At 36.0% G+C, this 1,826-nt stretch carries 2 protein-coding genes and 2 rRNA genes; all 4 read left to right on the top strand.

Features of this window, described 5'->3' with window-relative positions; translation table 11 throughout:
- Positions 1-108: ribosomal RNA gene (locus F6K22_RS39970) — 23S ribosomal RNA — on the top strand; the annotation flags it as partial.
- 52 nt (positions 109-160) lie between these two features.
- Positions 161-277 (top strand): 5S ribosomal RNA (rrf, locus tag F6K22_RS39975).
- A 150-nt stretch (positions 278-427) separates the two neighbouring features.
- Positions 428-1,024, top strand: a complete 597-nt coding sequence (locus F6K22_RS39980) for a tail fiber domain-containing protein (RefSeq protein WP_293110629.1) — start codon at positions 428-430, stop codon at positions 1,022-1,024.
- A gap of 381 nt (positions 1,025-1,405) precedes the next feature.
- Entirely contained in the window at positions 1,406-1,771 is a 366-nt protein-coding gene (locus F6K22_RS39985; RefSeq protein WP_363275472.1) for a hypothetical protein, read from the top strand.
- Positions 1,772-1,826 lie beyond the last annotated feature (55 nt).

Genomic DNA, 1,826 nt, shown 5'->3' on the forward strand with positions numbered 1-1,826 from the left:
TACGTTAGGTAGGTAAGGTCACGGGAAGACGACCCGTTGATAGGTGTTAAGTGGAAGTGCAGTAATGTATGGAGCTAAGACACACTAACAGACCGAGGGCTTGACCTCCATTCCAATCTTTGACTTCACAACTATGCAGCCTTCATTGTTTCTAGTTATTCCTGGTGTTTATGAGGCTATGGAACCACTCCGATCCATCTCGAACTCGGAAGTGAAACGTAGCGCTGGCGAAGATACTTTGGGGGTAGCCCCATGTGAAAATAGCTCAATGCCAGGGTAATATTTAACAAAGCATCTTTCTGATACATGGGAAAGATGTTTTGTTGTTTTAGGTAGTTTATTGACATCTTTATTTGTTTTTTGCTAAACTAATAAAATTTCTTGATATCTTTTCCCAAATCAGTCCAATTGTTTTGAGGAGGATAGAATGAGTAACTTTGTTGCTATATTAGTAAGAAAGAAGACTAGGGTTTTTGCTTTAGTAACTACCTTGATGATTTTGCTAGTTGCTGGCTTGTCATTTCTTGCTTCACCTGTAATAGGAGGAACGGCAAGGTTATCAGGGGAAACTCTGTTTTTCAATGATGGTTCCAGGAATGCTTGGCTAGTTAAAGCTCCAAGCGATCATACTCAGCTATGGATTGTTCCTTATGTAAATGGAGGTTATCAATTTACACAGCGAGGTGCTGTTTTTTGGCCAAACGGAAACCTGACAGTAAGAGGTAGTGTTTCTCAAGGTTCATCGAAAGAATTAAAAGAAAATTTCGCCAGTCTGTCCAGTCAAGAGGCAGTTTATATTTTAGCAGACCTCAACCCAGTCAAATATAATTACATTGCTGATGAGGGCAAAACTCTAAATGCTGGTTTTATTGCAGAAGAAGTTCCAGATTTAATCAGCTCTGACGAACACAAGGCAGTTAAGACTATGGATGTTATTGCAATTTTAACTAAGGTTGTTAAACAACAGCAGAAGGAACTCGAAACCTTGCAAGAAGAAATTCTATCTCTCAAACAAACAAAATAACAACAACACTCAAGTACAAATAAACTAAATACTTTGATTATTTTTGATTAAAGCCTGTTTCTCAGATTTCGGAAACAGGCTTTTTGGGTTTTTTCCAAATCAGCAAAAAAGTAGACTAGCAAACAAATATAGAAATATCACCCTTTTACACAAACAACTTGTTTAAGAGTTGCTACAACTTCTACTAAAAGTTTATCCAGTAGACATTTCAGGTAAAATTAGTTATAATAATAAATGTAGTCGAGGAATTAACAATAGCTTTGCTAGTAATTGAGGCCAAATTAAAAGGCAGTCAAAATCAGTACAAAGTTTTAGATGAAATGATATTAACAGGTCAATTCATCAGAAACAGTTGTTTGCGTTATTGGATGGATAATAAAGATGTCAAACGCAATGACTTACATGCATCTTTGTTCTGTACTAGCAAAAGATGCCAATTTTCCTTGGGTAAAAAAGTTAAACTCTCAAGCAAGACAAGCATCAGCCGACAGGGCATGGCAATCAATACAACGATTCTACAAAAATTGTAGACTGAAATTACCAGGTAAAAAAGGCTATCCTAAATTTAAGAAATTTACCCGCTCAGTAGAGTACAAAACAACAGGTTATAAACTATCTCCAGACAGAAAGAAAATTGAGTTTAAAGATGGTTTTAAAGCTGGTGTATTTGAACTTTGGACTAGCCGTGATTTAGTCTGGTATTCAGAACAACAAATAAATCGTGTAAGAGTTGTTAGACGTGAGTAACGGTTATTATTGTCAATTTTTAGTAAATGTAGAAAGAAAAGAAGCTCATAACTTT

The organism is Okeania sp. SIO2F4 (assembly GCF_010672385.1).
Lineage (GTDB): Bacteria > Cyanobacteriota > Cyanobacteriia > Cyanobacteriales > Microcoleaceae > Trichodesmium.

Bases quoted from the DNA above. Each gene is read 5' to 3' on its own strand.
- F6K22_RS39980 (WP_293110629.1), top strand. From the start codon at position 428: ATGAGTAACTTTGTTGCTATATTAGTAAGAAAGAAGACTAGGGTTTTT.
- F6K22_RS39985 (WP_363275472.1), top strand. From the start codon at position 1,406: ATGTCAAACGCAATGACTTACATGCATCTTTGTTCTGTACTAGCAAAA.